Annotated in this window: 6 protein-coding genes; 5 read left to right on the top strand and 1 reads right to left on the bottom strand. The window is 57.2% G+C overall.

What is annotated here, in order from left to right; all coding sequences use genetic code 11:
- The coding region (locus tag RTM06_RS22650; protein WP_312184790.1) for an amidohydrolase family protein at positions 1-678 on the bottom strand (678 nt) is incomplete at its 3' end.
- A gap of 196 nt (positions 679-874) precedes the next feature.
- Here RTM06_RS22650 and RTM06_RS22645 point away from each other — a divergent pair.
- The 5 genes from RTM06_RS22645 to RTM06_RS22625 all read left to right on the top strand — a co-directional run.
- The gene (locus RTM06_RS22645; protein ID WP_256696263.1) at positions 875-1567 is read left to right on the top strand and encodes a hydrolase; all 693 of its coding nucleotides are present in this window, start codon (positions 875-877) and stop codon (positions 1565-1567) included.
- A gap of 54 nt (positions 1568-1621) precedes the next feature.
- On the top strand, positions 1622-1873 hold the full coding sequence (locus RTM06_RS22640; RefSeq protein ID WP_256696264.1) for a DUF1427 family protein: 252 nt from the start codon (positions 1622-1624) through the stop codon (positions 1871-1873).
- A 2-nt stretch (positions 1874-1875) separates the two neighbouring features.
- Positions 1876-2124 (top strand): XapX domain-containing protein, encoded by a 249-nt coding sequence (locus RTM06_RS22635; RefSeq protein ID WP_312184789.1) that lies wholly within the window; start codon positions 1876-1878, stop codon positions 2122-2124.
- Between the two features lie 41 nt (positions 2125-2165).
- Complete coding sequence (locus RTM06_RS22630; protein ID WP_312184788.1) at positions 2166-2552, top strand: response regulator; 387 nt, start codon at positions 2166-2168, stop codon at positions 2550-2552.
- Positions 2549-4089 (top strand): AAA family ATPase (locus RTM06_RS22625; protein WP_312184787.1); only part of this gene is annotated, 1541 nt, incomplete at its 3' end. The genes RTM06_RS22630 and RTM06_RS22625, both read left to right, overlap by 4 nt.

Here is a 4089-nt window from a genome sequence, read left to right as displayed (position 1 = left end):
GCGGTTCAGTTCGCGCATAAACTGGCGGGTGGAGTTGACCTGCTGCTCCAGCGGCAGTTTCGGTCCTTTCGCCAGCGTGGCGTAGAGGATCATGGCGTTCGGGCGCGCAATCAGCATGCCAGTTGGGTTGCCATTGCTGTCACGTTGGATCTCGCCGCCCGGCGGATTGGGCGTGTCTTTGGTGTAGCCCACCACCTTCAACGCGGCGCGATTGAGCAGGGCGCGGTCATACAGATGCAGGATGAAAACCGGCGTATCGGGTGCGGCTTCATTGATCTCATCCAGCGTCGGCATGCGACGCTCAGCAAATTGAAACTCGGTCCAGCCGCCCACCACGCGCACCCACTGTGGCGATGGCGTGCGCAGCGCCTGTTCACGCAGCATGCGCAGTGCATCGGCGATGGAGGGCACACCTTCCCAGCGCAATTCGAGATTGTAATTGAGGCCGCCGCGTATCAGGTGCAGGTGGGAATCATTCAGGCCGGGAATGGCAGTATGACCCTTGAGGTCAATGACTTTGGTGCCTTCGCAGTGATGCTGCATCACGTCGGCCAGACTGCCCACTTCGAGGAATTTGCCATCGCGCATCGCCACGGCCTCGGCAATCGGGTTGCCGCGATCGACGGTATGAAACCGCCCATTGGTCAAAATGATGTCTGCTTTGCCTAACGTAACCATAAAATCTCCTGAATAAGAGGTCCTGCCCATTTCGCAGGTGAAATGCGTGGAGGGATTATGTTCAGGCGGTCTGGAAAGCGTCTAGTTATACAAAAGGATAGGTATACCTTTGTATAGGTATACCAATAGATAATAGTTCGGTTGCTCAAAGGTTCCTACACTGCGTCCAGACATTCACCTCAATGGGCATACAAAAATGACAACCAGTAAATTAGAAGTACTGACGCCGCACAACTGCCAGATCATCTTCATCGACCAGCAGCCGCAGATGGCGTTTGGCGTGCAGTCCATCGACCGTCAGGTATTGAAAAATAACGTGGTGGCGCTGGCAAAAGCGGCGAAGGTCTTCAATATTCCTACCGTGCTGACCACGGTTGAGACCGAGAGCTTCTCAGGTAACACCTTCCCGGAGCTGCTGGATGTGTTCCCTGGCCAGGACATTCTCGAGCGTACCTCAATGAACTCGTGGGATGACCAGAAAGTGCGTGATGCGCTGGCGGCCAACGGTAAAAAGAAAATTGTGGTTTCCGGTCTGTGGACCGAAGTGTGTAACAACACCTTCGCGCTGTGCGCCATGCTGGAAGGCGACTATGAAATCTACATGGTGGCTGACGCATCCGGCGGCACCACCAAAGAAGCCCACGACTATGCTATGCAGCGCATGATTCAGGCGGGCGTGATCCCGGTCACCTGGCAGCAGGTGATGCTGGAGTGGCAGCGTGACTGGGCGCACAAAGAGACCTATAACGCGGTGATGGATATCGCCAAAGAACACTCCGGCGCTTACGGCATCGGTGTGGACTATGCGTACACCATGGTGCACAAAGCGCCGTCACGTCAGAAGAGCGAGCATCGCACGCTGGCGCCGGTGCCTGCCCCCGTTCGCTAAATCGTCACGCAGGCGAGCGCTATCGGGCTCGCCTTTCTTTTGCAAGGAGGACCGGTGAGTCCTTTACTGATCTCTCTGGCTGCGGGCGTGTTTATCGGCCTGATTTACGCCTTACTCAACGTGCGATCGCCGGCACCGCCCGCCGTGGCGCTGGTGGGATTGCTGGGCATGATCGTCGGCAGTTCGCTGGGCGGAAAATTGACGCATCCCGTGGCCGCCACTATGCCAGTTGATAAAGCGCAGCACGCGATTGCCGCTGATAAGCCGCTACACTCCGCCACGCTCACGCCAAAACAGGCGGGATGAACATGCTGAAAACCTATGCGATTTCGCTCTCCGTCGGCATTTTAGTCGGCATCATTTACGCCGTTATCGACGTCAATTCCCCGGCGCCGCCAGTGATTGCGCTACTTGGCCTGTTTGGTATGCTGGTCGGCGAACAGATTATCCCGCTGTGCAAGCGCCTGATTAACCGTCAACCGGTAACGCTGGCCTGGTTTCGTCATGAGTGCGTGCCTAAAATCAGCGGCACGCCGCCCAGTGACAAAACCTCCTGAGGACGCGTCGCAGGCAGTGAATAATAATTAAGGAACACAGCATGCAGCTGTCGCAGCGCATTGTCGTTGTTGATGATGAACGATCTGTTCGCAGTGGTTTATGCAATCTGCTTCAGTCGGAAGGATACGCAACGCAGGCATTTGAGTCGGCTGAAGCGCTATTGGCGGACGAGACGGCGCTGTACGGCGCGGCGCTGTTCATTATTGATGTTGAGCTCAACGGCATGTCGGGCTTTGAGTTGTTCCGTGCGCTGGTACAGCGTCGCGAGAACCCACCCGGAATCATCATCTCCGGCAACGGCGATGAGAATATGCTCTGGTATGCCATCAATCTAGGCGCGATAACCTTTATGCGAAAGCCCATTGATATCGACCTGCTGTTTGAACATATCCGCCTGGCGTTTTCCTCCTTGGCGGCGCGCCAATGAGCACGCTTTTCCTGTCGTTAAACATCGCGGATGACGCGGCGCTGGTGCTGGCGGATGACATGGTTTTCACCCCGCTGGCGCAGGAAGGACAGGTTGAGTGGATCGAATGCCGCCACCTTATTTCCGGTGAGTGCTTCGTGCTGGCCACGGCAGCGGCCGAAGAGGCGGTGTTTCCGGTGACGCAACTGCTGAAAAATGAGTATGCGCTGCGCACTTTATTAGCAGAAAGCTGGGCGCTAAAACCGCTGCGCCACACCTTATATCACGGGCGTTACGCGCTGATTTATCCCGCGTTCCACTATCAAACCCTCACTGGTTATCTGCGCTTGCCCGCCGGAAAAATCCAGAAATTCATCAGCTGCGCCGTATCGCTGTGTGATGCGCTCAGCAAGCTGCATCAGCAAGGTTTAGTGCACGGCGACATCAAACCGGCCAATTTCTTCTTCACTGACCAGGGCGACGTGGTGCTGGGCGGCTTTGGCCTGGCGTTTATGGAAGCGGACTCACAGCAGCCGCTGCGCGCTGCTGTGACCGGCGGAACGCTGGCCTACATGTCGCCCGAACATACCTCGCGCACCGCGCACGCGGTTAGTCGGGTCAGCGATCTCTATAGCCTTGGCATTGTGCTCTACGAATTGCTCACCGGCAGGCTTCCCTACGGCAGCGCCGAAGGGGGGGCGGCCGAATGGGTGCACCATCACATTGCCTCCGAAGCGTTGCCGCCGCACCGGCTGCGCAAAGATGTGCCGCTGGTGCTCTCGTCCATTATTTTACGACTGCTGACCAAATCGCCGGAACAGCGTTATCAAACTGTCGAGGGCGTGCTGGCCGATCTGCGACGCTGCGAATCCAACTTAATGCCTGATGGCCTGGTCGAATCCTTTGCGCTGGGCTTACAGGATGTGCCGACCTCGACGCTATCCTCCGATGTGCTGTACAGCGATCACGCTCAGGCCAGTGAGATGCTGGCGGCGTTTGATGAGGTGAGCAGCAGCGGCAAACACTGCATGGTGGCGATTAGCGGTGCGCCCGGCTCAGGAAAATCGTCGCTGATTGCTTCGGCGCTTAAAATCCTGCGGGAAAAAAATGCGCTGCTGACGGTGACCAAAGCCGATCAGCACTCGCCGATTTTGCCCTATGCGGTCTTTACCTCAGCGTTTCGTTCGTTGACGCTGCATCTGCTCGGGTTGCCCGCCGCAGAGATGGCGCGCTGGAAAACACATATCACACGTCAGCTGGGGCATTATGTCGGGCTGGCGGTCAATCTGGTGCCCGAGCTGGGCATCTTACTCAACCACAAAGCCAGCGTGCAGGCGGATGCGCGCTCGCTGGATACGCGCAATCGCCTGAATCTGGTGGCCTGCAGCCTGGTGAAAGCCTTTACGGTGCCGGGGCGGCCGCTAATCCTGTTGATTGATGACGTGCACTGGGCCGACCAGGCGACCTTGCAGCTGTTGCAGAATCTGCTGCGTTCCAGCGACGATATCCCCTTGTTGCTGGTAATTTCTCACCGCGATCACGCGTCGTTGCCCTGTCC

It is taken from the genome of Pantoea sp. CTOTU46764, assembly GCF_031974595.1.
In the GTDB taxonomy this organism is placed as follows: Bacteria; Pseudomonadota; Gammaproteobacteria; order Enterobacterales; family Enterobacteriaceae; genus Pantoea; species Pantoea trifolii.
Note: the sequence above shows the minus strand (reverse complement) of the source record. Positions and strands in the feature narration are given on the sequence as shown.